Genomic DNA, 22,413 nt, shown 5'->3' with positions numbered 1-22,413 from the left:
CAGTTACAGCTTGAGCAGGCGTTGCGCGTTGCCGTGGCAGACCAGCGCGCGCGTGGTGTCGTCGAGCGGCGCGTCTTCGATGAACCTTGCCGCGACCTCGGTGGATTCATAGGGGTAGTCCACCGAGAACATCACCGCCTCGGGACCCAGTTCGGCAATGGCGCCGGCCAGCGCGCCGTGCGAGCACACGCCCGACGTGGTGATGACGATATTGGTGCCGATGTATTCGGAGGGCGCGCGCTCCAGCCGGATCCCGTGCGAGTAAACCGCAAAGCGGCTGTCGAAGCGCCAGCGCTGGTACGGCAGGCCCTCGCCCATATGGCCGAGGATGATCTTCAGGCGCGGGAAGCGGTCGAACACGCCGCCGAACAGCAGGCGCAGCGCGTGCGATGCGGTTTCCACGCCCCACCCCCATGCGGCGCCAGTCAGTTCGGGATGGCCGGCCAACGCGTACGGCTGCACATAGGCGTCGGTCGGATGCAGGTACATGGGCACGTCCAGCGCCTGCATGCGGTCCCAGAAGGCGTCGTACGCGGGATCGTCGTAGTAGCGGCCATGCGTATGGCCGTTCACCAGCGAGCCCTTGAAGCCAAGTTCCAGCACGGCCCGCTCCAGCTCGCGTGCCGCCTGTTCCGGGTCGTGCATCGGCAGCGCGGCAAAGCCGGCGAAGCGCGTCGGGTGGCGCGCGACCTGCGCCGCCAGGAAGTCATTGCTCTCGCGCGCCCGTGCCACCGCCAGGCCGGCGTCGGCCTCGCCCTGCACGCCCGGCCCGGTTTGCGACAGCACCGTGATATCGATGCCGAACCGGTCCATCTCCGCCAGCCGGTCCTCGTCGAAATCGGCCAGGCGACGGCCCAGCTCGGCGAACACCGCCGGGTCGATATGCTGCGTAAACCCTTTGGAATAGGCCTGGAATCCGGGTGTCATGAAATGCTCTTCCAGGGCGATCTTCTTCACTGTGGTCATGCTGGTGGGGGCTCCTGATAGGGGGAATCGGCTCGCGCCAGGACAGTCAAGCATGGCGTCGCCGCGGGGTGCTGCGCAATTACTCAGTACACTGATTAGTTTCGGATTCTAGTCATCGGATTTTCAAAAGTCCAGACGTCGCGCGAAGGGTTAACACCTATAACGATGGCCATAGGCGCTCAGTACACTGATCGCAGATGCTCAGTATGCTGACAATATGAAATAACCACTTAAATCGGGCATTGCGGCCGCTATCGGGTGGCCTGCATTTTGCTCAGCATACTGCGTTTCTCATCAGCATACTGACTGATGCACCGGCAGGATGCAGCGCCGCACGGCACGGGGTCATCGCAGCCCCCCCGGCAAGCGGCGCAGGCACCGCCGCAAAGCACACGACAAAGACAACTGCCTCACCAAAGGACCCCCGCCATGACGATCAGCCTGACCCGCGACGAGACGCGCGCCCCAGCCTCCGGCATGACTGCCGAAGAGCGCAAGGTCATCCTTGCCTCATCCTTCGGCGCGTTGATGGAGTGGTATGACTTTTACATCTATGCCGCGCTGGCCGTGTACTTCGGCGCACTGTTCTTCCCCCCCGGCAATGAGAGTGCCGCCTTCCTCGCCAGCCTGGCCACCTTCGGCGCCGGCTTCCTGATCCGCCCGGTGGGCGCGCTGCTGTTCGGCCGCCTGGGCGACCTGATCGGCCGCAAGTACACCTTCCTGGTCACCATCCTGCTGATGGGCCTGGCCACCGTAGGCGTAGGCGTGCTGCCGACCTACCAGCAGATCGGCATCACCGCCACGGTGCTGCTGGTGCTGCTGCGCCTGCTGCAGGGACTGGCCCTGGGCGGGGAGGTTGGCGGTGCGGTCACGTACGTGGCCGAGCATTCGCCGGTACACAAGCGCGGCCTGTACACCAGCTCGCTGCAGACCACCGCAACGCTGGGGCTGCTCTCCTCGCTGTTCGTGGTGTACCTGCTGAAGACCTTCCTGACCGAGACGGAATTCCGCGCCTGGGGATGGCGCATCCCGTTCATCGTGTCGCTGGTCATGCTGGTGATCTCGGTCTACATCCGCGGCAAGCTGCATGAGTCGCCGGTGTTCGCGCGCATGAAGGCCAGCAACGCCACCTCCAGGGCCCCGATCCGCGACAGCTTCACCAAGTGGGAGAATCTGAAGTCGGTGCTGCTGCTGTTCGTGGTGGCGGCGGGGCTGGGAGCGATCTTCGGCACCGGGCACTTCTATACGATGTTCTTCGTCAACAAGACGCTGCACGTGCCGATCGAAACCGTCCATATGCTGATCGCGATCGCGCTGGTGGTGGCCACGCCGTGCTATCTGTTCTTCGGCTGGCTCTCGGACCGCATCGGCCGTAAGTACATCATGATGGCCGCCTGCCTGCTGGCAGCGGTGTGCATCCAGCCGGTATTCAAGGGCCTGACCCACTACGCCAACCCGGCGCTGGAGCAGTTCCAGCAGCAAGGGGCCGTGCAGGTTACCGCTGGTGACTGCAAGGCGCGCCTGTTCGGCGAGCCGGTGTCCGCCTGCGACAAGATCCGCGGCTACCTGACCGACCTGGGCGTGGGCTACAGCTTCGTGCCTTCCGGCAATTCGACGCAGGCGGAGCTCCGTATCGGCGACCACACGCTGCAAGGCTTTGACCGCAATGCGATCAAGGGCGCCCTGGTGGCGGCCGGCTGGCCGGAGCGCGCCGACCCTGCAAAGATGAACACACCGATGGTGTTCGTGCTGCTGCTGGTGCCGGTCCTGTTCCTGGCCATGGTGTACGGGCCGATGGCCGCGTTCATGGTGGAGCTGTTCCCGGCCAGGGTGCGCTACACCTCGTTGTCGCTGCCCTTCCACCTTGGCGCCGGCTGGGTCGGCGGCATGCTGTCCTTCGTGGTCACGGCGATGAACGTGTCCAGCGGCGACGTCTACTTTGGCCTGTGGTACCCGGTGGTGATCGCGGGCCTGGCCTTCATCATCGGCATGGTGTTCGTGCCCGAGACGCGCGGCCGCGACCTGGCCACCTGAACCCGGCGTCCGGCGCACCTGCAGGGCGGAGACATCCGCCCTTTTCCCCGACACATACTCAGCATACTGATCTTCTACCCGATGCAGGCGCAGCGATGGCGCCCGCGTCCGGCGAATGCAGCCATCGCCATTTTCCATCTTTTTTCGCGCAGACAACCTGGAGTTCCCATGTCCACCTCTCGCATTCTCCGCACCCTTGCCGCCTCGTCCGCCTTGCTGGGCCTGGCATCGGCCACGCCTGCCCTGGCTGATGCCAGCGGCGTCAAGATCGGCGTCATCACCGATATGTCCGGCTCCTATGCCGACCTCTCCGGCAAAGGCTCGGTAGTGGCCGCCCAGATGGCGGTGGAGGAGTTCGGCGGCAAGGCGCTGGGCAAGCCGGTTACGGTGCTGTCCGCCGACCACCAGAACAAGGCCGATATCGCCTCGTCGCTGGCACGCCGCTGGTTCGATACCGACGGCGTCGACATGGTGATCGACTTCCCCAACTCGTCGACCGCGCTGGCCGTGCAGGAAGTGGCGCGGCAGAAGCAGAAGATCGACATCGTTTCCACCGGCGGCGCCATGGCGCTGACCAACCAGAACTGTTCGCCGACCGGCTTCCATTGGTCCTGGGATACCTACTCGGTGTCCTATCCGCTGGTGCGGCGCATGATCGACCAGGGCCGCAACAGCTGGTACTACATCACCGTGGACTATGCCTTCGGCCAGTCGCTGGAAGCCGACTTCCGCAAGGCGGTCGATGCCAGCGGCGGCAAGAACGTCGGCAGCACCCGGCATCCGCTCAATGCCAGCGACTTCAGCAGCCCCGTGGTCGCTGCGTCGGCCTCCAAGGCCAAGGTGGTGGTGTTGGCCAACGCCGGCAACGACATGATCAACGGCGTCAAGGCAGCCGGCGAGTTCGGCCTGATCAAGGCCGGCCAGACTGTGATCACGCCGTCCACCTTCATCACCGACATCAAGAGCCTGGGGCTGAACACCGCGCAGGGCCTGACCTATGTGGATCCGTTCAGGCTCGACCTCGACGCGAAGTCGAAGGACTTCGTCGAGCGGTACTACAAGCGCCAGAAGGCCTACCCCACGCACGGACAGATCGGCGTCTATTCCGGCGTGCTGCACTACCTGAAGGCCGTGGACGCCGCCAGGACGGTCGATGGCCCCGCCGTGGCGGAGAAGATGCGCGCGCTGCCGGTCAACGACGCCTTCGTGCACAACGGCAAGGTCCGCGCCGATGGCCGCATGGTGCATGACATGTACCTGGCGCAGGCCAAGACGCCGGCTGAATCCAAAGGCCCCTGGGACCTGGTCAAGTACATCGGCACCATTCCTGGCGACGAGGCGTTCCGCCCCCTGTCCGCCAGCGAATGCCCGCTGGTCAGGAAGTGAGCGCGCCATGCCAGACCAAGACGTGATCCTGCGCACGCAAGGGCTGACCAAGGCGTTCAAGGGCTTTACCGCCGTCAGCGATGTCAGCCTGTCGGTGCGGCGAGGCTCCATCCATGCCCTGATCGGCCCCAACGGCGCCGGCAAGACCACCTGCTTCAACCTGCTGACCAAGTTCCATGCGCCGTCGTCCGGCTCGATCCACTTCAACGGCACCGATATCACCGCGCTGCGGCCGGCCGAGATCGCCCGCATGGGCGTGATCCGTTCGTTCCAGATCTCGGCGGTGTTCCCGCAACTGACGGTGCTGGAGAACGTGCGCATCGCGCTGCAGCGCAAGCTGGGGACGGCCTGGCATTTCTGGCGCGGCAAGCGCTCGCTGTCGCGGCTGGACGCGCGTGCGATGGAACTGCTCGATGCCGTCGGCCTGGCCAGCTTCGCGCACCTGGGCACGGCCGAGCTGGCCTATGGCCGCAAGCGCGCGCTGGAGCTTGCCACCACGCTTGCGACCGACCCGGAACTGATGCTGCTGGACGAGCCCACGCAGGGCATGGGCCATGAGGACGTCGAAACCGTGACCGCATTGATCAAGCGCGTGTCGGCGGGCCGGACCGTGCTGATGGTGGAACACAACATGGGCGTGGTGTCCTCGATCGTGGATCGCATCACCGTGCTGCAGCGCGGCGCGATCCTGGCCGAAGGCAGCTACGACGAGATCTCGCGCAACCCGCAGGTGAAGGAAGCATATATGGGTACGACAGATGACGAACAAGCGCTGCCGGTGCAGGCGGCCACGGAGGCAGCATGACGGCAACCGCCACCCCTGCCCTGGAATTGCGCGGGCTGCATGCCTGGTACGGTGAATCGCACATCCTGCATGGCGTGGACCTGACGGTCCAACCCGGCGAAGTGGTGACCCTGCTGGGCCGCAACGGCGCGGGGCGCACCACCACGCTGCGCGCCATCATGGGCCTGGTCGGCGCGCGCAAGGGCTCGGTGCGCGTGCACGGGCAGGAGACCATCGGCATGAAGACGCACCGCATCGCGCCGCTGGGCCTGGGCTACTGCCCGGAAGAGCGCGCGATCTTTGCCAGCCTGTCATGCGAGGAGAACCTGATGCTGCCGCCGGCCTTCGCGCCGGCGCCGGGCGCCACCGGACTGCGCGAGCCCATGTCCGTCGCCGAGATCTACGAGATGTTCCCCAACCTGCATGAGCGGCGCAAGAGCCAGGGCACGCGCATGTCGGGCGGCGAGCAGCAGATGCTGGCGGTGGCGCGCATCCTGCGCACCGGTGCCAGTGTGCTGTTGCTCGATGAAATCTCGGAGGGACTGGCGCCGGTGATCGTGCAGAAGCTGGCAAAGATGATCGCGATGCTGCGCCGCCGCGGCTACACCATCGTCATGGTGGAGCAGAACTTCCGCTTCGCCGCGCCGCTGGCCGACCGCTTCTTTGTCATGGAGCATGGCCGCATCGTGGAAGCGTTCGCCGCCGCGGAGCTGGAACGGAAGATGCCCACGCTCAATGCCTTGCTGGGCGTGTAAGGAGATATTGGTATGGAAATGTTTGGAGTGCCCCTGCCAGCGCTGCTGAGCCAGTTGCTGCTGGGGCTGGTCAACGGATCGTTCTACGCGATCCTCAGCCTGGGGCTGGCCGTGATCTTCGGCCTGCTCAACGTGATCAACTTCGCGCATGGCGCGCTGTTCATGCTGGGCGCGGTACTGGCGTGGATGGGACTGAACTACCTTGGGCTCAATTACTGGCTGATGCTGCTGCTGGCACCGCTGGTGGCGGGCGCGCTTGGCGTGGTGCTCGAGCGCACCATGCTGCGCCACCTGTATCGCTTCGACCACCTGTACGGGCTGCTGCTTACGCTGGGCCTGTGCCTGCTGATTGAGGGCGCGCTGCGATCCTTCTATGGGGTCTCGGGCCTGCCCTACCCCACCCCGGACGCCCTGACCGGTGTCAGCAACCTGGGCTTCATGGTGTTGCCCAACTACCGCGCCTGGGTCGTGGTGGCTTCGCTGACGGTGTGCTTCGCCACCTGGTTCGTGATCGAGAAGACCCGGCTTGGCGCTTACCTGCGCGCCGGCACCGAAAATCCACGCATCGTCGAAGCCTTCGGCGTGAATGTGCCGCTGCTGGTGACGCTGACCTACGCCTTTGGCGTGGGGCTGGCGGCACTCGCAGGCGTGCTGGCCGCGCCGGTCATGCAGGTCTCGCCGCTGATGGGGCAGAACCTGATCATCACGGTGTTCGCGGTGGTCGTGATCGGCGGCATGGGATCGATCCTCGGCTCGATCTTCACCGGGCTGGGGCTCGGTGTCTTCGAGGGCATCACCAAGGTCTATTACCCCGAAGCCTCGGCAACCGTCGTCTTTGTCGCCATGGTGTGCGTGCTGCTGGTGCGCCCGGCTGGCCTGTTTGGAAAGGAGAAGTGATGGCAAATCCCAACCGCGCAACGCTCGCGTACGGGCTGCTGCTGGCTGTGCTGCTGCTCGCGCCCTGGCTGGGCGCCTACCCGGTGCTGGTGATGAAGCTGCTGTGCTTCGCGCTCTTTGCCTGCGCCTTCAACCTGCTGCTGGGGTACACCGGGCTGGTGTCGTTCGGCCACGCTGCGTTCTTTGGCGGCGCCGCCTATGCCTGCGGCTATGCGATCAAGTCGCTGCAGCTGACCCCGGAGCTGGGCCTGCTGGCCGGCACGGCGTTCGGTGCCCTGCTGGGACTGGTGTTCGGCGCCCTGGCGATCCGGCGCCAGGGCATCTACTTCGCCATGATCACGCTGGCACTGGCGCAGATGTTCTACTTCTTCTGCCTGCAGGCGCCGGTGACCGGCGGCGAAGACGGCATGCAGGCGGTGCCGCGCGGCAGCCTGTTCGGCGTGTTGCCGCTGGCGTCGGACCACACCATGTACTACGTCGTGCTGGCAATCACTGCCGCGGCTTTCCTGGGGATCATGCGCATCGTCAATTCGCCGTTCGGACAGATACTGCGCGCGATCAAGGAGAACGAACCCCGCGCGGTCTCGCTGGGCTATGACGCCGACCGCTTCAAGCTGCTGGCGTTCGTACTGTCGTCGGCGCTGGCAGGACTTGCGGGCGCGCTCAAGACGCTGGTGCTGGGCTTCGCCACGCTGACCGATGTGCACTGGATGATGTCCGGCTCCGTGATCCTGATGACGCTGGTGGGCGGCATGGGCACGCTGTCGGGCCCGCTCGTGGGCGCGCTGGTCGTCGTCGCGCTGGAAAACAAGCTGGGGGACCTCGGCAGCGCGCTGGCGTCGATGACGGGCATCGGCTGGTTCGACGCGCTGGGCGAGTCGGTCAGCATGGTGACCGGGCTGATCTTTGTGGTCTGCGTGCTGACCTTCCGCCGCGGCATCATGGGCGAGATCCTGGCGCGCTGGCAGGCGCGGCCGGCGCTGCCGCACACGCCCCCCGCGGCGTCCCCGGCCACGGTGCCGGCCAGCCCTGGCACCCCGAGCACTAGTCAGGGTTAACCATAATACTTCGCACCCAAAACATCAGTACACTGATCTTATATATTCAGCATACTGACAAATTAGATTCACGGAGATTGCCATGGCATGGATTGAAATCGATGCGGCGAGCACACTGCAGAACGACGAAGTAATGCCGCTGACGCTGGGCGACCGCCAGCTCGCCGTCTATCGCAGCGAGGACGAGTACTTTGTCACCGACAACGTCTGCACGCACCAGTACGCCTTGCTGTCCGACGGCTACCTCGAAGACGGCTGCATCGAGTGCCCCTTGCACCAGGCGCGCTTCGACATCCGCTCCGGCAAGGCGATGTGCGCGCCCGCCACCAGCGACATCCGCACCTACCCGGTCAAGTTCGAAGACAGCCGGGTCTGGGTCGAGCTTTGATGGAGCCGGTCATGTCACAGCACACGTCCATCCTGATCGTCGGCGCGGGCCAGGCCGGCGCCATGGCCGCCGCCGCGCTGCGCAAGCTGGGCCACGGCGGGCGCATCGTCATGGCCGGCGGCGAGCGGCATGCGCCGTATGAACGCCCGCCGCTGTCCAAGTCGGTGCTGGCAGACAGTGCGCAGGACGGCAGCATTGGCGTGCATCCCGCCAGCTTTTATGCGGAACACGAGATCGAACTGCGGCTTGGCACCCCGGTCACCGCGCTGGACCCCGCGCAGCGCGTAGCCCATTGCGCCGACGGGGACGCCATCCGCTACGACGCCTGCCTGCTCGCCACAGGCGGGAATGCGCGCGCGCTCCCCGTGCTGCCGCCGGGCACGCCGCACGTGCACTACCTGCGTACGCTCGACGACGCCGCGCGCCTGCGCAGCGCCATGCAGATTGCGGGCGAGGTGGTGGTGATCGGCGGCGGCTTCCTCGGCCTGGAGACAGCTTCCACCGCGGCCGCACTGGGCCTGCCGGTCACGCTGATCGAAAGCGCGGACCGCCTGCTCGGCCGCGCGCTGCCCCCGGAACTCAGCGACTGGCTGGCGCAGCGCGCCCGCGCGCAGGGCGTAGCGCTGCGGCTGGGGTGCGGCATTGCCGCCTGCGAGGCGCAGGCCGGCGGCGTGCGCCTGCGCCTGGCCGATGGCACGGCGCTACACGCACCGCTGGTGGTGGTCGCGATCGGCCTGGCGCCCGAAGTCGCGCTTGGCGCCGCGGCCGGGCTGGCGCTGCACCCGGTCAACGGCGGCATCCGGGTCGATGAGCAGGGCCGCACCAGCGTACCCGGCATCTACGCGGCGGGCGATTGCTGCAGCCAGTACCAGCCGCTGTTCGGCGCCGAGGTACGGCTGGAATCGTGGCAATGCGCCAACGAGCAGGCGCGCATTGCCGCGGCGGCAATGCTGGGCCTGGCGACGGAGCCCGCGGCCACGCCGTGGTTCTGGACCGACCAGTTCGGCTGCAATGTGCAGATGCTGGGAGCGGCCCAGGACGGCACCCGCTACGCCTGGCGTGGCATCGCCGCCAGCGATGCTCCCGCGCCCAGGTTCATGCTCCTCGGTACCCGGCAGGGCCGCCTGAGCCACGCCATTGCCGTCAACGCCGGCGGCGACCTGCGCCAGTTGCGCGCGCTGTTCGGGCAAGCCATCGAAAGCATGCTGCCCCGCCTGTGCGACGACGCCCTGCCGCTGCGGCAACTCGTGCGCGATGTCCAGGCGCAGGCAGCCAGCCCCATCACACTCTGAAAGGAACCCTACATGTACCAGACACAAGCGGTGATCCAGCACACGCTGGGCAAGAAGAACCCGGGACTGGACGACTGCCGCTGGCCCGAAGACGCCCTGCATTACATCCCGGACTGGGTCTACACCAGCCAGGCCGTCCATGACCTGGAACTGCAGAAGATCTTTCGCGGACGCTCGTGGAACTATGTCGCGCTCGAGGCGGAGATTCCGAACGCCGGGGACTACAAGCGCTCTTATGTCGGCGCGACGCCCGTGGTCGTGTCGCGCGCCGAGGATGGCTCGGTCAACGTCTTCGAAAACCGCTGCGCCCACCGCGGTGCCGAGTTCTGCCGTCACAGCCAGGGCAACGCCAAGGAGTTCGTCTGCCCGTACCACCAGTGGTCCTATGACCTCAAGGGCAACCTGCAAGGCGTTCCGTTCAAGCGCGGCGTCAACCGTGCCGGGGGCATGCCCAAGGACTTCCGCAATGAAGACCACGGCCTCGTGAAGCTCCATGTGGCGACGCGCAACGGTGTGATCTTCGCCTCGTACGCAGCGGACATGGAAAGCCTGGAAGACTACATGACGCCGGATATCCTCAAGGACTTCGACGTGGTTTTCAACGGCAAGCCGCTCAAGGTGCTTGGCTATTACAAGAATGAGCTGCCGTGCAACTGGAAGATGTACCACGAGAACCTGAAGGACCCCTACCACGCCACGCTGCTGCACTCCTTCCTGGTGGTATTCGGGCTGCTGGTGGCGGGCAACGAATCCGCGATGATCGCCGATCACGTGCACGGCCGCCATGGCACCATGGCCTCGGCCAAGAAAGAAGACAAGTACGCGGCGGTGAGCGACGAGAACAAGAAGGAGATGCGCTCCTACCATGAAGGCATGCGCCTGGAAGACGAGCGCTTCCTGGAATACATCAAGGAGTTTGACTCGCCGTGGTCGGTGACGATGCAGACGATCTGGCCGAACCTGATCGTGCAGCGCGAGATGAACACGCTGGGCGTGCGCCAGATCGTGCCGAATGGGCCGGACAGCATGCTGATGCTGTGGACCATGTTTGGCTACGAGGACGATACCGCGGAGATGACCCAGCACCGCCTGCGCCAGGGCAACCTGATGGGCCCCGCGGGCTTCCTGGGACTGGAGGACAACGAGGCGATGAAGTTCGTGCAGGAAGGCGTGCGCCGCTCCAGCAGCGACCTGAACGTGATCAAGCTGGACCCGACGCAGATCGGCACCTCCAGTTCACTGATCTCCGAATCCGCCATCCGCGCGATGTACCAGTACTACCGCGGCGTGATGGGATTCTGAACAGCAGAAAACGGGATGCCAGGAACATGAAACCGATGAACTATTCTCTCTATCGCCCGAGCATGCTCGGCACCGCGCGCGCCATCGAACTGCGCCTGGAGATCGACGCCTTCCATGCGGATTACTGCGCAGTGCTCGACGCCGGGCTGGTCGAGCAATGGCCCGGCTTCTTCACCGAGGATGCGCTCTACCGCATCACCGCGCGTGAGAACGCCGAGCTCAACCTGCCGGTGGGGCTGGTGTACGCCGTCGGCATCAGCATGATGCGCGACCGCGCCGCGGCGATCGCCAATACGCAGATGTTCGCGCCCCGCTACAACCTGCACCTGGTCACCAACACGCGCGTCAGCGATGAAACCGCCGACGGCGATATCTTGGCGCAAGCCAACTTCATGCTGCTGCAAACCCTGGTGGAAGGGCCCACCACGATCCACCTGGCCGGCACCTACCACGACCGTTTCCGCCGCCAGGGCGGCAGGCTGCTGCTGCGCGAGCGGCAGGTGGTGTACGACACCACCATCATCGCCAACGACCTGGTCTATCCGGTCTGAGCCACGCCATCCGGGCACGGCGGGCCTTGCGCCCGCCGCCGTCCTTCACACGCTGCGCAGGATGGTGCGGCTGTACTGGTTGTTAGCCTCCACCAGCGTCGCCAGCAATTCCATGAACACTTCACGTTGCGCCGGCTTCAGCGGCGCCAGCATGCGCTCTTGCGCGCGCGCCATGTCGGCGCGCAGCGCCATGACCACGCTCCTGCCTTCCCGCGTCAGGTGGACATGGCGCGTACGCCGGTCGGCGGGGTTCTCCCTGCGCTCGACCAGGCCGCGGTCTTCCAGGCGGCGCACGACATCCATGGTCGTGGTCCGATCCAGCCCGACTTCCTGCCCCAGCGATGTCTGATCCAGGCCGGGCAGCACCGACAGCACCGTCAGGATGGCGTACTGCACCGGGGTGATGTTGGGCGACTGGCACTCCTCGAAGAACATCGCGACATGGATCTGGTGAAGCCGCCGCACGAGAAACCCCGGGCGTGCCCACAGCAGCTCCTTTGCCGGGTCCGGATCCGGCATGGCCGCCGTCACATCGTCGCCTTCACTGGCCGGGTTACGCCTGGTTCTCGTTGCCATCGCCATCACCATTTTGTATGTATGCTGAAAGTATATACGAGGCATGGTGACGCCTGAATGATCGGCCTGTCCGCCTCAGCACCGTGGATGACCGGTGCCGCAATGCACCGATGCTGGCGATGGCGTACGGGTCACCGCCTTGCCATCCCCGCCGATCCCTCCTCTAATAGTCTTGAGTACCGTCCAGGCAACGACAGCCAGGAGACAACATGCGCTGCACCCGTTGTGGTTTCTCAAACCTTGCGGGGGCCAACTTCTGTGAGGAGTGCGGGACGCGGCTAGCCCGCGTTTGCCCGCAGTGTGGAGCAGAAGCCACTGCAGCCGCGAAATTCTGCCGCGCCTGCGGCTTTGCGCTCAGCGACGCCCCGGCCAGCACCGCCACCACGCCAGCCGCGCAGCCGCCCGCCGCTCCGGCCCCGGTCCAGTACACCCCGCCCCACCTGGTCGGACGCATCCTGGCCGAGCAGGCCGCGATGGAAGCCCGGGGCGAGACCGCTGGCGAGCGCAAGACCATTACCGCCCTGTTTGCCGACATGGCGGGTTCCACCGCGCTGACCCAGGACCTGGATCCGGAGGACGCGCGCCGGCTGATCGACCCGGTGGTGACGCTGATGATGGAGGCCGTCCATCACTACGAGGGCTATGTGGCCAAGTTCCTCGGCGACGGCATCCTGGCGCTGTTCGGCGCGCCGATCGCGCATGAGGACCACGCCTTGCGTGCGCTCTATGCGGCGCTGCGGATGCAGGATGCGATGCACCGGCACAGCGACCGCGTGCGCCTGGAGCAAGGCATTCCGCTGCAGATCCGCATCGGCATCCATACCGGCGAAGTGGTGGTGCGCTCGATCCGCAAGGACGACCTGCACACCGACTACGACCCGGTCGGGCATACCATCCATATCGCCTCGCGCATGGAGGGCATCGCCACGCCGGCGTCGATCCTGGTCAGCGAATCGACCCACAAGCTGACCGAAGGCTATTTTGAGTTCACCGCGCTCGGCACCACGCACGTCAAGGGCGTGCGCGATCCGCTGGCGGTGTATGAGGTGGTTGGCCTGGGCGCCTTGCGCACGCGCCTGCAGGTGGCGGCGCACCGGGGCCTGGCCAGGTTCGTCGGGCGCCAGGACGAGCTGGTGCACCTGAACGCGGCGCTGGAGCAGGCCAAGGCGGGACACGGGCGCATCGTTGCGGTGGTTGGCGAGGCCGGGGTCGGCAAGTCGCGGCTGTTCCATGAATTCAAGGTCAGGTCGCAGCAAGGCTGCCTGGCGCTGGAGACCTTCTCGGTCTCGCACGGCAAGGCCTTTGCCTACCTGCCGCTGATCGAGATGCTGAAGAACTACTTCCAGATCACGGCGCAAGACAGTGACCGCGCCTGCCGCGAGAAGGTGACCGGCAGGCTGCTGACGCTGGACCGTTCGCTGGAAGAGCACCTGCCCTACCTGCTCTACCTGCTTGGCGCGGTCGAGCCCGACTCGCCGCTGCCGACCATGGACCCGTCCATCCGGCGCCAGCGCACCTTCGACGCCATTGCGCGGCTGCTGGTGCGAGAGAGCATCAACCAGCCGCTGGAAGTCATCTTTGAAGACCTGCAATGGCTGGACGGCGAGACCGAGGCCTTTCTCAACATGCTGGTCGACCATGTTCCGGGCGCGCGCGTCCTGCTGCTGGTGAACTACCGCCCGGAGTACAGCCACCGCTGGACTGCCGACGGGCACTACTCGCAGCTGCGCTTGCAGCCGCTGGGGCAGGCCGAGGCCCAGGAGCTGCTGACCGCGCTGCTCGGCGACGACCCCAGCCTGGCGCCGCTGAAACGGCTGGTCCTCGACAAGACCGAAGGCAACCCCTTCTTCATGGAGGAAGTGGTCCAGACCCTTGCCGAGGAAGGCACGCTGCTGGGCCAGCCCGGCCGCTACCGGATCGAGAAGGCGCCGGCGCTGCTGCATATCCCCACCACCGTGCAGGGCGTGCTGGCCGCACGTATCGACCGGCTGCCGCTGGCCCAGAAGGAGCTGTTGCAGACGCTGGCCGTGATTGGCAAGGAGTTTCCGCTGAGCCTGGTCCTGCGCGTCACCGGCCTGCCGCAAGACCAGTTGCACCCGCTGCTGGCCGACCTGCAGGCGGCCGATTTCGTCTACGAGCGCCCGGCCTTCCCGGAAGTCGAGTACGCCTTCAAGCACGGGCTGACCCAGGAGGTGGCCGGCAGTTCACTGCTGACCGAGCGCCGCAGCGCCTTGCATGAAAGCTCCGCCCAGGCCATAGAGGCCATCTTCCATGGCCGGCTCAAGGACTACTGCAGCGATCTGGCGCACCACTACAGCCACAGCGGCAACATCCCCAAGGCAGTCGAGTACCTGCACTGCGCCGGCCAGCAGGCGCTGCAACGCTCCGCGCAGGAGGAAGCCATCCGGCACCTGAGCGCCGCCATCGAGCTGCTCAAGCGGCAGCCCGACAGCACCGAACGCGCACGGCTGGAATTGACGTTACTGCTCACGCTCGGGCCGGCGCTGTTTGCCGCCCGGGGCCAGGCTTCGCCCGAAGTGGAGGCCAATTACCGGCGCGCGATGACTTTGTGCGAGCAAGGCCGGCAGACGCCCTATGTATTTTCGGCACAGTTGGGGCTGTGGGCGTTCTATCAGCTCCGCGCGAATTACCAGGTTTCGCTGCCGCTGGCCAAGCGCCTGCTTGCGCTGGCCATGGAATCGCAGAAGCCCAAGCAGCTGGCCGAAGGCCATCGCGCGATGGGCGCCACGTTGTTCCGCCTGGGGATGCTGGACGCCGCGCGCGAGCATATGGAGGCGGTGCTCGCGGTGCCGCACCCCGAACATTCGACATACGACTTCCTGACGGGCTACGGACGTGACCCGGCCGTCCATGCCACCGGCACGCTGGGCTGGATCATGTGGTACCTGGGCTTTTTCGACCAGGCACTCGCGCGTAGCCAGGAAGCGCTGGCGCTGGCCCGCGCGCGCCCGGATGCGTACAACCTGGCGCTGTGCCTGGTGTTTGCGGCGGAACAGCACCGGTGGCGGCAAGACGTCCGGATGACAAGAGAGTATGCGGAAGCCGCCATCGCCATATCAGGCGAACAGGGCTTCCCAATCTACCTGGCCTGGGGAACAGTCCTGCAGGGCTGGGCGCTGTCTGAACAGGGCAATCACCAGGAAGGCATTGCGCTGATGCGCCAGGGCGTGGCCGACTATGAGGCAACCGGCGGGGAACTGGGCATGCCGAACCTGCTGACCATGCTGGCCGAGAGCTGCGGCAAGGCTGGCCAGCCCGCCGCCGCGCTGGACGTGCTCACCCGGGCACAAGCCATGGTGGAAGAGACCGGAGAGCGGCTCGATGAAGCGGCCGTGTATCGCCTGCGCGGCGACATGCTGCTCCGCTTGTCGGCGCAAGGCGCCGCCCCTGCCGCCGACAGCGATGAAGCCGAAGCCTGCTTCCAGCGGGCAATGACGGTCGCCCACGCCCAGGGCGCAAAGCCGCTCGAACTGCAAGCGGCCATCAGCCTGGCCCGGCTGTGGCAGCAACAAGGCAAGGGCGAAGCGGCGCATGAAGCGCTGGCGCGCGTCCACGGCAGCTTCAGCGAGGGCACCGATACCGCTGACTGGCTGGAGGCGCAGGCACTGCTGGCCGAGTTGGCCGACCACGGTGCTTATGACCCGGGGCCCGCGCGCACATGACCACAACCCCAGGCGCCCCGCTGCAGGACCGTTTTGTCGCGCTCTGGACGATGGCGGGCGGCACGCGCGCGGCGGACGCTTACACCGACCTGGCCCGCTGCTACGGCGAGCCAACGCGGCACTATCACACCCTGGACCACGTGCGCCGCTGCCTGCATGACCTGGACTGGGCCCGCAGCGCGATACCGGATGCCGCTGAGGTGGAACTGGCGCTCTGGTGCCACGATGTCATCTACGTGGCCGGCGCCACCGACAACGAGCAATGCAGCGTAGCGTGGCTGCGGCGCTGGTCAGGCGGCACGATCAGCGCCACTGAGCGCATTGCCAGGCTGATTCTGGAAACCACGCACGCCGACGTCCCGGCAAGCCTGGCCGGCCGCTTCACCGCCGATATTGACCTGGCCGCGCTGGGATGCAGCCGCGCGCGCTTCCAGCAAAACGGCGCCCACCTGCGGGCCGAGCGCACCGACCTGGACGACGCCGCCTATGACGCCGCCGAACGCGCCTTCCTGGGCAGGCTGCTGGCGAGCCCCCGCATCTATTTCACCGACCTGTTCCAGTCGCGCTTCGAGGCGCAGGCGCGCGCCAACCTTGCCTGGCGGCTGGCGCAGCCGGGCACTAGAGGAATTCGCCACTGATATCGATGCTGGAGCGCTGGCCGACGCTGTCGTAGTTCCGCTCCAGCCACGTGGCGGCCGCTTCACGGCCCTTGTCGCGCAGCGAGCACAGGAACTCCCAGTCGGCGTTGTACTTGGTGGAGACCCCCAGCGCGGCCATGGTCTCGTCCGAACGGATCGAGTGGATCCACATCTCCTTCATCTCTTTGCCGTCGACCTTGCCCTGCTGAATCAGCGAGGTGACAAAGGCGATGGCGCGCATCTCCCGCATCAGCGACGAGTTGAAGCTGACCTCGTTGACCCGGTTCAGGATCTCCGCGGCCGTGGTCGGCACCCCGTGGCGCACGATCGGGTTGATATGGACGATCACGACATCGCGCGTCTGGCAGTGGTAGATCAGCGGATAGATCGCCGGGTTGCCGACATAGCCTCCGTCCCAGTAATGCTGGCCGTCGATGCTGACCGCCTGGAACAGCGTCGGCACGCAGGCCGAGGCCAGCACAGCGTCAATGCTCAGCTCTTCCGGCGGGAAGATGCGTATGCGGCTCGTCTCGATATTGGTCGCGCACAGGTACAGCTTGATCGGGCAATGTTCTCGCAGCGCCGCAAAGTCCACCTGGCTGCCCAGTACGTCGCGCAGCGGATTGAGGTTGTTGGGATTGAACTGGTACGGTGACAAGAGCCGCAGCGTGATGTCGGCCATCGCGTACAGCGGGGAATGGTTCAGGCCCAGGGTATGGCTGCCCTTGAACCACGGCAGCCAGCGAAACGGGTTGAAGCGCTGCGCCGAGTTGGCAATCGCCTGCCAGAAGTCATGCAGGGCCTGGCGTGCGCCGTCGCTGCCGCCCCGCATCAGGCCATAGGCCAGCACCGTGCCGTTCATGGCGCCGGCGCTGGTGGCGCTGACACCCTCGATCGCCAGGCGACCGTCTTCCAGCAGCCGGTCGAGCACGCCCCAGGTAAAGGCGCCATGCATGCCCCCGCCCTGCAGGGCCAGCGCCACGGGCTTGGATTGTGCCGGCTCCGGCTGCATAGATTCTTCCATTCAGCGGCGGGAACCCGCCATGCTCAAGTGTAGGGAAGAACCATGCATGCGGCGTAGGGCCGCGCGAGTGTTGTGACACACATTGCAGTTGTCCGGGCCATCAGGATGACTGACCGGGCAGGCCTGCAAGGAAACAACACCGGGGCCGAAGCGCGGAGCCTGGACACAGCCAGGCACTACAATGGCCGCATAAAAGCAGACCGGCTCCTTTCGTGCGCCACATACATCACTTTCCGGCTCGCCCAGCCATCTACCGCCCGGCCTCGCTGATCGTGGCCGCCAGCCTTGTCCTGGTCTTCATGATTGCCGCCCTTGGCGCATTCGCCCTGGTGCAGATGCGCCGGGACGCCTTGGACAATGCCGGCGAGGCAGCGGCCAACCTGGCGCTGACGCTGGAACGCAGCATCTCGCGCAACCTGCAGATCCACGAACTGGCGATCAGCGGCGTGGTGGAAGCCATGCACGATCCCGCACTGCTGGCGCAACCGCCGGCACTGCGCCAGCGCCTGCTGTTCGACCGTTCGATCAACGCCGAAGACATGGGCTCGCTGCTGGTCACCGACGCCAACGGCATGCTGGTGTTCGACTCGCAACAGTGGCCGCCGCGTCCGGTCAATGTCTCTGACCGCGACTACTTCCAGGCCCACCTCGGTGCCGATCACGGCGGCGTGTTCCTGAGCCAGCCGTTCCAGCCGCGCCTGACGCCAGAGAACAAATCCATCGGCATCAGCCGGCGGCTCTCCGCACCGGACGGCAGCTTTGCCGGCGTCGTGGTCGGCACGCTGCGCCTGCAGTACTTCCGCAAGCTGTTCGATGGCGTCAGCCTTGGCGCGGGCGGCACGCTGACGCTGCTGCGCACGGACGGCACCATCATCATGCGCCGCCCCTATGAAGCCGAATCGATCGGGCGCGACATCTCGGCCAGCCCGTCGTTTGCGCCACTGCTGGAGGGCACGCAAGGCACGTTTATCGGCATCGCGGCCGTTGACGGCGTGCAGCGGCTCTACAGCTTCCGGCGCATTCCGGGCTTCCCGCTGCTGGTCGTGGTGGGACGTGCCACCCACGACGTGCTGACACCCTGGTACAAGCGCGCCTGGGTGTTCGGGGCGCTGATCTTCGCCCTGGACGCTGCCATCATCGCGCTCTCGGTATTGCTGTCGCGCCAGTGGCGGCGCCGGGTCGAAATGGAGGAGCACCTGCGCTGGATGGTCAACACCGACGGACTGACCGGGCTGGGCAGCCGGCGCGCGCTGGACGATGCCGCCGACGTGGAATGGCGGCGTGGGCGCCGCCACAGCCAGCCCTTGTCGCTGCTGATGCTCGACGTCGACCACTTCAAGGAATTCAATGACCGCTACGGGCACCAGGCCGGTGACGATGCACTGGCCGCGGTAGGGGCTTGCATCCAGGGGCACATACGGCGTCCCGGCGATTACGCGGGACGCTATGGCGGCGAAGAATTCGCCATCCTGCTGCCCCACACCAGCGCAGCCGGCGCGGCCGCCAGGGCGGAGACCATCCGCGCTGCCGTCCAGGCCTTGCAGATTCCGAATTCGGCGGGAGCCGACGGGCGGCTGACGGTCAGCATCGGCGTGGTAACCGACGCCAACAGCCCTGGCAGCGAAAAGGATTTCGCAGAGCTGCGCGCCTTTCTCCGTGCCGCCGACGAAGCGCTCTATCTGGCCAAGCGCTCCGGGCGCAATTGCGTGGCAACCTTCGCCGCAACCGCGGCGGCGATGGCGCCCTGAGCCCACGCCGGCCCCTGCGCTATCGCGTCAGCGTCCACTTGTAGGCGTAGCGGTCCGGACGGAACAGCATTTCACCGCAAAACAGCGGGGTGTCCTCAATGTCATGTGGCGTGCTGCGCAGGCGTAACAGCGGCGCGCCCGCGGCAACGCCCAGCCGGCGGGCCACTTCCGCAGGGGCGGCAATGGCAGTGGCTTCCATTGCTATCTCCTTGAAGCGGTACCCCAGCCGGCTTTCAAACAGCGACATGGCATCGTTGGTTTCCAGGTCTTCCTGCACCAGGCGGCGCATCAGCGGCTCGGGGCCCATCAGGTTGAAGTGGGCCACCGCGGCATCGTCCCAGTAGCGCACCGTGGCAACGCTCAGCACCTTTTCGCCAGGCTGCAGGCGCAAGGCCGCCGCCACATGGGCCGGCGCGCGCATCAGGCGCACGGAAGCCAGCTTGCCGTAGGCCAGCTGGCCGCGGGCGCGGGCGCTCTCATAGAAGCCAGTCAGCGCCCCGAGGCTCGGGGTATCGGCCGGACGGGTTACAAAACTGCCTTTGCCGTTGACCTTTTCGATCAGGCCTGCGTTGTGCAGGCCGGACAGTGCCTGGCGCACGGTGATCCGGCTGACGGAGAACTCGGCCATCAACTCCGCCTCGGACGGAAGCTTCGCGCCCGGCCCCCATGTATTGCAGACGATCCGCTGGCGAATCTCGTTTTCGATCTCTTTGAACCTGGGCAGCGCCACGTGTTTCCCGCCTTGGCGGCGGCTCCGAACTGGGTGATCGGATTATACCTATCATGACAGGTTGTGTCACAGCCTATTGACCTGTTATAACAGGTAATGGCAGTATCCATCGTCAGCCGATGCGTGCACCGATGCGTGCATCCACCGAAGATCACCGCATGCTGACAACTCAGGAGACACCCATGCAAGCCACTGCGACAGTCACCATCAGCCCGGAAGCCTACCGCGCGCTGGACCATGAAGCCTTTCCCTTTACCGTGCGCCGCTGCACGTCGACGATCGGCGCCGAAGTCGAAGGCATCGATTTCCGTGAGCCGCTGGACGACGACACCTACCTCTCCCTGCGCCGCGCGCTGCTGAAGCACAAGGTCCTGTTCTTCCGCAAGCAAGCCATTACGCCGGCCCAGCACGTGGCCGTGGCGCGCCGCTTCGGCGAGCTGGAAGTGCATCCCATGCTCACCAGCCACCCTGAGTTGCCCGAGCTGGTTGTCTTTGGCCACGACGGCCAGAGCCGCGGCCGCGAGAACCTGTACCACTCCGATGTGTCGTGGCGAGAGATCCCGTCGATGGGTTCGATGCTGCGCTGCCTCGAATGCCCGGAGGTTGGCGGCGATACCATCTGGATCAACATGGCCGCCGCCTACGAGAACCTGCCCGAAGACGTCAAGGCGCGCATTGGCAACCTGAAGGCCGTGCACGATGCCATCCCGCTCTTCGGCGCGGCGCTGGACGAAGGGAAGTACGCCGAGATGCGCGCCAAGTATCCTCCCATGGCGCATCCGGTCGTGCGCACGCACCCGGAGACAGGCGAGAAGATCCTGTTCGTCAATGAAGCCTTCACCACGCACTTCGCCAACTTCGCCAAGGAACAGCCGTATCGCATCGGCTCTGACTTCCGGCCCGCGGAACTGGACCTGCTGCAATACCTGTACCGCCAGGCGGCCGCGCCGGAGTACCAGGTGCGGCTGCGCTGGCAACCGGACACGATTGCGCTGTGGGACAACCGCTCCACGCAGCATTACGCGGTGCAGGACTACTTCCCGGCCGTGCGCCACATGAACCGCGCCACCATCATCGGCGACCGTCCGGTCTGACCGAACCCCAACCCATTCGAGGCAACCGGCATGCATATCGTCGACAAGTTCTATATCAACGGCCAATGGGTGCAACCCGCAGCGGGCGCGACCCAGGCCGACATCATCGATCCGGCCACCGAAGCCGTCGCAGGCAAGCTCGCCATGGGCACCGCGGCGGACGTGGACCAGGCTGTGGCCGCCGCGCGCGCGGCCTTCCCGGCCTGGTCGGAGTCCACGCGGGAAGCGCGTATTGCCCTGCTCGAGCGCATCATCGCCGCCTACCAGGCGCGCATGGGCGACCTGGCACAGGCGGTGCGCCAGGAGATCGGCGCGCCGGTCACGCTGGCCACCAACCTGCAGGCCGCCATCGGCCTGGCGCAGTTGCAGGCGACGCTGCAGGCGCTGCGGGACTTCGAGTTCGAAGCCGCCCGCGGCAAAAGCTACATCCTGCGCGAGGCCATCGGCGTGGCGGTGCTGATCACGCCGTGGAACTGGCCGCTGAACCAGATCGCGGCCAAGGTGGCGCCGGCGCTGGCGGCGGGCTGCACCGTGGTGCTCAAGCCGTCCGAGATCGCGCCGCTGGATGCGCGGATCTTCGCCGAGATCATGGATGCGGCCGACACACCGCCCGGTGTCTTCAACATGATCTATGGCGAGGGCCGCGTGGTGGGCGCCGCGCTGTCGTCGCATCGCGACGTCGACATGGTGTCGATCACCGGCTCGACCCGCGCCGGCGTGGAAGTGGCCATCAGCGCCGCGCCCACGGTCAAGCGCGTGGCGCAGGAACTGGGCGGCAAGTCGCCGCTCATCATCCTGGACGATGCCGACCTGCAGGCCGCGGTGACCAGCGGCGTGGCGCAGTGCATGGTCAATTCCGGCCAGACCTGCATCGCGCCCACGCGCATCCTGGTGCCGCGCTCGCGCTACGAGCAGGCCGTGCAGATCGCCGCGGCCGTGGCCAATGCGGTGAAGGTTGGCGACCCGTCCGATCCTGAAACCAGGATGGGCCCGATCTCCAACCGCAGCCAGTACGACAAGGTGCAGCGCCTGATCGGCGTGGGCATCGCGGAAGGCGCGCGGGTGGCTGCGGGCGGCCCCGGCCGTCCGGATGGACTGGAACGCGGCTTCTATGCGCGTCCGACCATCTTTGCCGACGTGCGCAATGACATGACCATCGCGCGCGAGGAAATCTTCGGGCCGGTGCTGTGCCTGCTGCCGTACGACACCGAGGATGAAGCCGTGGCCATCGCCAACGACACCGAGTTCGGCCTGGCCGCCTACATCGCCTCGTCCAACCCGGAACGCACGCGCAAGCTGGCCGCGCGGCTGCGCGCCGGCAGCGTGCGCATCAACGGGGCGATGATGGACATCACGGCCCCGTTCGGCGGCTACAAGACCTCTGGCAACGGCCGCGAATATGGTCCGGAGGGCATTGCCGAGTTCCTGGAAACCAAGACGGTGACGGGCTGAGCCTGCACGCGCACGGCGCTTCGGCACGAGACCGCCCAGTCGTGCAGCGCAACGC

General features: G+C 66.2%; 19 protein-coding genes. 15 read left to right on the top strand and 4 right to left on the bottom strand.

Going from position 1 to position 22,413, the window contains the following annotated elements:
- Positions 1 to 3: 3 nt before the first annotated feature.
- On the bottom strand, positions 4 to 966 hold the full coding sequence (locus ACZ5MJ_RS31100) for an amidohydrolase family protein (protein ID WP_464224868.1): 963 nt from the start codon (positions 964 to 966) through the stop codon (positions 4 to 6).
- Positions 967 to 1,395: 429 nt separating this feature from the next.
- Here ACZ5MJ_RS31100 and ACZ5MJ_RS31095 point away from each other — a divergent pair, with 429 nt between their 5' ends.
- The 10 genes from ACZ5MJ_RS31095 to ACZ5MJ_RS31050 all read left to right on the top strand — a co-directional run bounded on the left by ACZ5MJ_RS31095 (position 1,396) and on the right by ACZ5MJ_RS31050 (position 11,413).
- A complete protein-coding gene (locus ACZ5MJ_RS31095) occupies positions 1,396 to 3,000 on the top strand; it encodes an MFS transporter (RefSeq protein ID WP_464224866.1) in 1,605 nt (534 codons plus the stop codon).
- 168 nt (positions 3,001 to 3,168) lie between these two features.
- Complete coding sequence (locus tag ACZ5MJ_RS31090) at positions 3,169 to 4,386, top strand: ABC transporter substrate-binding protein (RefSeq protein WP_464224864.1); 1,218 nt, start codon at positions 3,169 to 3,171, stop codon at positions 4,384 to 4,386.
- A gap of 7 nt (positions 4,387 to 4,393) precedes the next feature.
- Entirely contained in the window at positions 4,394 to 5,191 is a 798-nt protein-coding gene (locus ACZ5MJ_RS31085) for an ABC transporter ATP-binding protein (RefSeq protein WP_115014662.1), read from the top strand.
- A complete protein-coding gene (locus tag ACZ5MJ_RS31080) occupies positions 5,188 to 5,925 on the top strand; it encodes an ABC transporter ATP-binding protein (protein WP_464224862.1) in 738 nt (245 codons plus the stop codon). The genes ACZ5MJ_RS31085 and ACZ5MJ_RS31080 overlap by 4 nt, the downstream gene beginning before the upstream one ends.
- A gap of 12 nt (positions 5,926 to 5,937) precedes the next feature.
- The gene (locus ACZ5MJ_RS31075) at positions 5,938 to 6,822 is read left to right on the top strand and encodes a branched-chain amino acid ABC transporter permease (protein WP_464224860.1); all 885 of its coding nucleotides are present in this window, start codon (positions 5,938 to 5,940) and stop codon (positions 6,820 to 6,822) included.
- Complete coding sequence (locus ACZ5MJ_RS31070; RefSeq protein WP_464224859.1) at positions 6,822 to 7,880, top strand: branched-chain amino acid ABC transporter permease; 1,059 nt, start codon at positions 6,822 to 6,824, stop codon at positions 7,878 to 7,880. Before ACZ5MJ_RS31075 ends, ACZ5MJ_RS31070 begins: the two co-directional genes overlap by 1 nt.
- Before the next feature lie 82 nt (positions 7,881 to 7,962).
- Positions 7,963 to 8,268: a non-heme iron oxygenase ferredoxin subunit gene (locus ACZ5MJ_RS31065; protein ID WP_464224858.1), complete on the top strand. Its 306-nt coding sequence runs from the start codon at positions 7,963 to 7,965 to the stop codon at positions 8,266 to 8,268.
- 11 nt (positions 8,269 to 8,279) lie between these two features.
- Positions 8,280 to 9,560 (top strand): NAD(P)/FAD-dependent oxidoreductase, encoded by a 1,281-nt coding sequence (locus ACZ5MJ_RS31060; RefSeq protein ID WP_464224857.1) that lies wholly within the window; start codon positions 8,280 to 8,282, stop codon positions 9,558 to 9,560.
- 12 nt (positions 9,561 to 9,572) lie between these two features.
- Positions 9,573 to 10,862 (top strand): Rieske 2Fe-2S domain-containing protein, encoded by a 1,290-nt coding sequence (locus ACZ5MJ_RS31055; protein WP_464224856.1) that lies wholly within the window; start codon positions 9,573 to 9,575, stop codon positions 10,860 to 10,862.
- 35 nt (positions 10,863 to 10,897) lie between these two features.
- Positions 10,898 to 11,413, top strand: a complete 516-nt coding sequence (locus ACZ5MJ_RS31050) for an aromatic-ring-hydroxylating dioxygenase subunit beta (RefSeq protein WP_464224855.1) — start codon at positions 10,898 to 10,900, stop codon at positions 11,411 to 11,413.
- A gap of 45 nt (positions 11,414 to 11,458) precedes the next feature.
- On the opposite strand, the gene ACZ5MJ_RS31045 is transcribed toward ACZ5MJ_RS31050, so the two are convergent.
- Positions 11,459 to 11,989, bottom strand: coding sequence for a MarR family winged helix-turn-helix transcriptional regulator (locus ACZ5MJ_RS31045; protein ID WP_464224854.1), 531 nt, complete (start codon positions 11,987 to 11,989; stop codon positions 11,459 to 11,461).
- Between the two features lie 209 nt (positions 11,990 to 12,198).
- On the opposite strand from ACZ5MJ_RS31045, the gene ACZ5MJ_RS31040 reads away from it, so the two are divergent.
- Both ACZ5MJ_RS31040 and ACZ5MJ_RS31035 read left to right on the top strand, forming a co-directional pair.
- A complete protein-coding gene (locus tag ACZ5MJ_RS31040; RefSeq protein WP_464224853.1) occupies positions 12,199 to 15,672 on the top strand; it encodes an adenylate/guanylate cyclase domain-containing protein in 3,474 nt (1,157 codons plus the stop codon).
- Entirely contained in the window at positions 15,669 to 16,310 is a 642-nt protein-coding gene (locus tag ACZ5MJ_RS31035) for an HD domain-containing protein (protein WP_464224852.1), read from the top strand. The genes ACZ5MJ_RS31040 and ACZ5MJ_RS31035 overlap by 4 nt, the downstream gene beginning before the upstream one ends.
- On the opposite strand, the gene ACZ5MJ_RS31030 is transcribed toward ACZ5MJ_RS31035, so the two are convergent.
- Positions 16,291 to 17,322, bottom strand: a complete 1,032-nt coding sequence (locus ACZ5MJ_RS31030) for a patatin-like phospholipase family protein (RefSeq protein ID WP_464226657.1) — start codon at positions 17,320 to 17,322, stop codon at positions 16,291 to 16,293. The two genes, ACZ5MJ_RS31035 and ACZ5MJ_RS31030, sit on opposite strands and share 20 nt — an antisense overlap.
- 224 nt (positions 17,323 to 17,546) lie before the next feature.
- Here ACZ5MJ_RS31030 and ACZ5MJ_RS31025 point away from each other — a divergent pair, with 224 nt between their 5' ends.
- Positions 17,547 to 19,082, top strand: coding sequence for a sensor domain-containing diguanylate cyclase (locus ACZ5MJ_RS31025; protein WP_464224850.1), 1,536 nt, complete (start codon positions 17,547 to 17,549; stop codon positions 19,080 to 19,082).
- 19 nt (positions 19,083 to 19,101) lie between these two features.
- On the opposite strand, the gene ACZ5MJ_RS31020 is transcribed toward ACZ5MJ_RS31025, so the two are convergent.
- Positions 19,102 to 19,812 carry a GntR family transcriptional regulator gene (locus tag ACZ5MJ_RS31020; RefSeq protein WP_464224849.1) on the bottom strand — a complete coding sequence of 237 codons (711 nt, stop codon included), beginning with the start codon at positions 19,810 to 19,812 and terminating at the stop codon, positions 19,102 to 19,104.
- 182 nt (positions 19,813 to 19,994) lie between these two features.
- Here ACZ5MJ_RS31020 and ACZ5MJ_RS31015 point away from each other — a divergent pair, with 182 nt between their 5' ends.
- Both ACZ5MJ_RS31015 and ACZ5MJ_RS31010 read left to right on the top strand, forming a co-directional pair.
- Positions 19,995 to 20,906 carry a TauD/TfdA dioxygenase family protein gene (locus ACZ5MJ_RS31015; RefSeq protein WP_464224848.1) on the top strand — a complete coding sequence of 304 codons (912 nt, stop codon included), beginning with the start codon at positions 19,995 to 19,997 and terminating at the stop codon, positions 20,904 to 20,906.
- A gap of 30 nt (positions 20,907 to 20,936) precedes the next feature.
- The gene (locus ACZ5MJ_RS31010; RefSeq protein WP_464224847.1) at positions 20,937 to 22,358 is read left to right on the top strand and encodes an aldehyde dehydrogenase family protein; all 1,422 of its coding nucleotides are present in this window, start codon (positions 20,937 to 20,939) and stop codon (positions 22,356 to 22,358) included.
- Positions 22,359 to 22,413: the final 55 nt, after the last annotated feature.

The sequence above is a fragment of the Cupriavidus sp. LA-1 genome, assembly GCF_055385985.1.
Note: the sequence above shows the minus strand (reverse complement) of the source record. Positions and strands in the feature narration are given on the sequence as shown.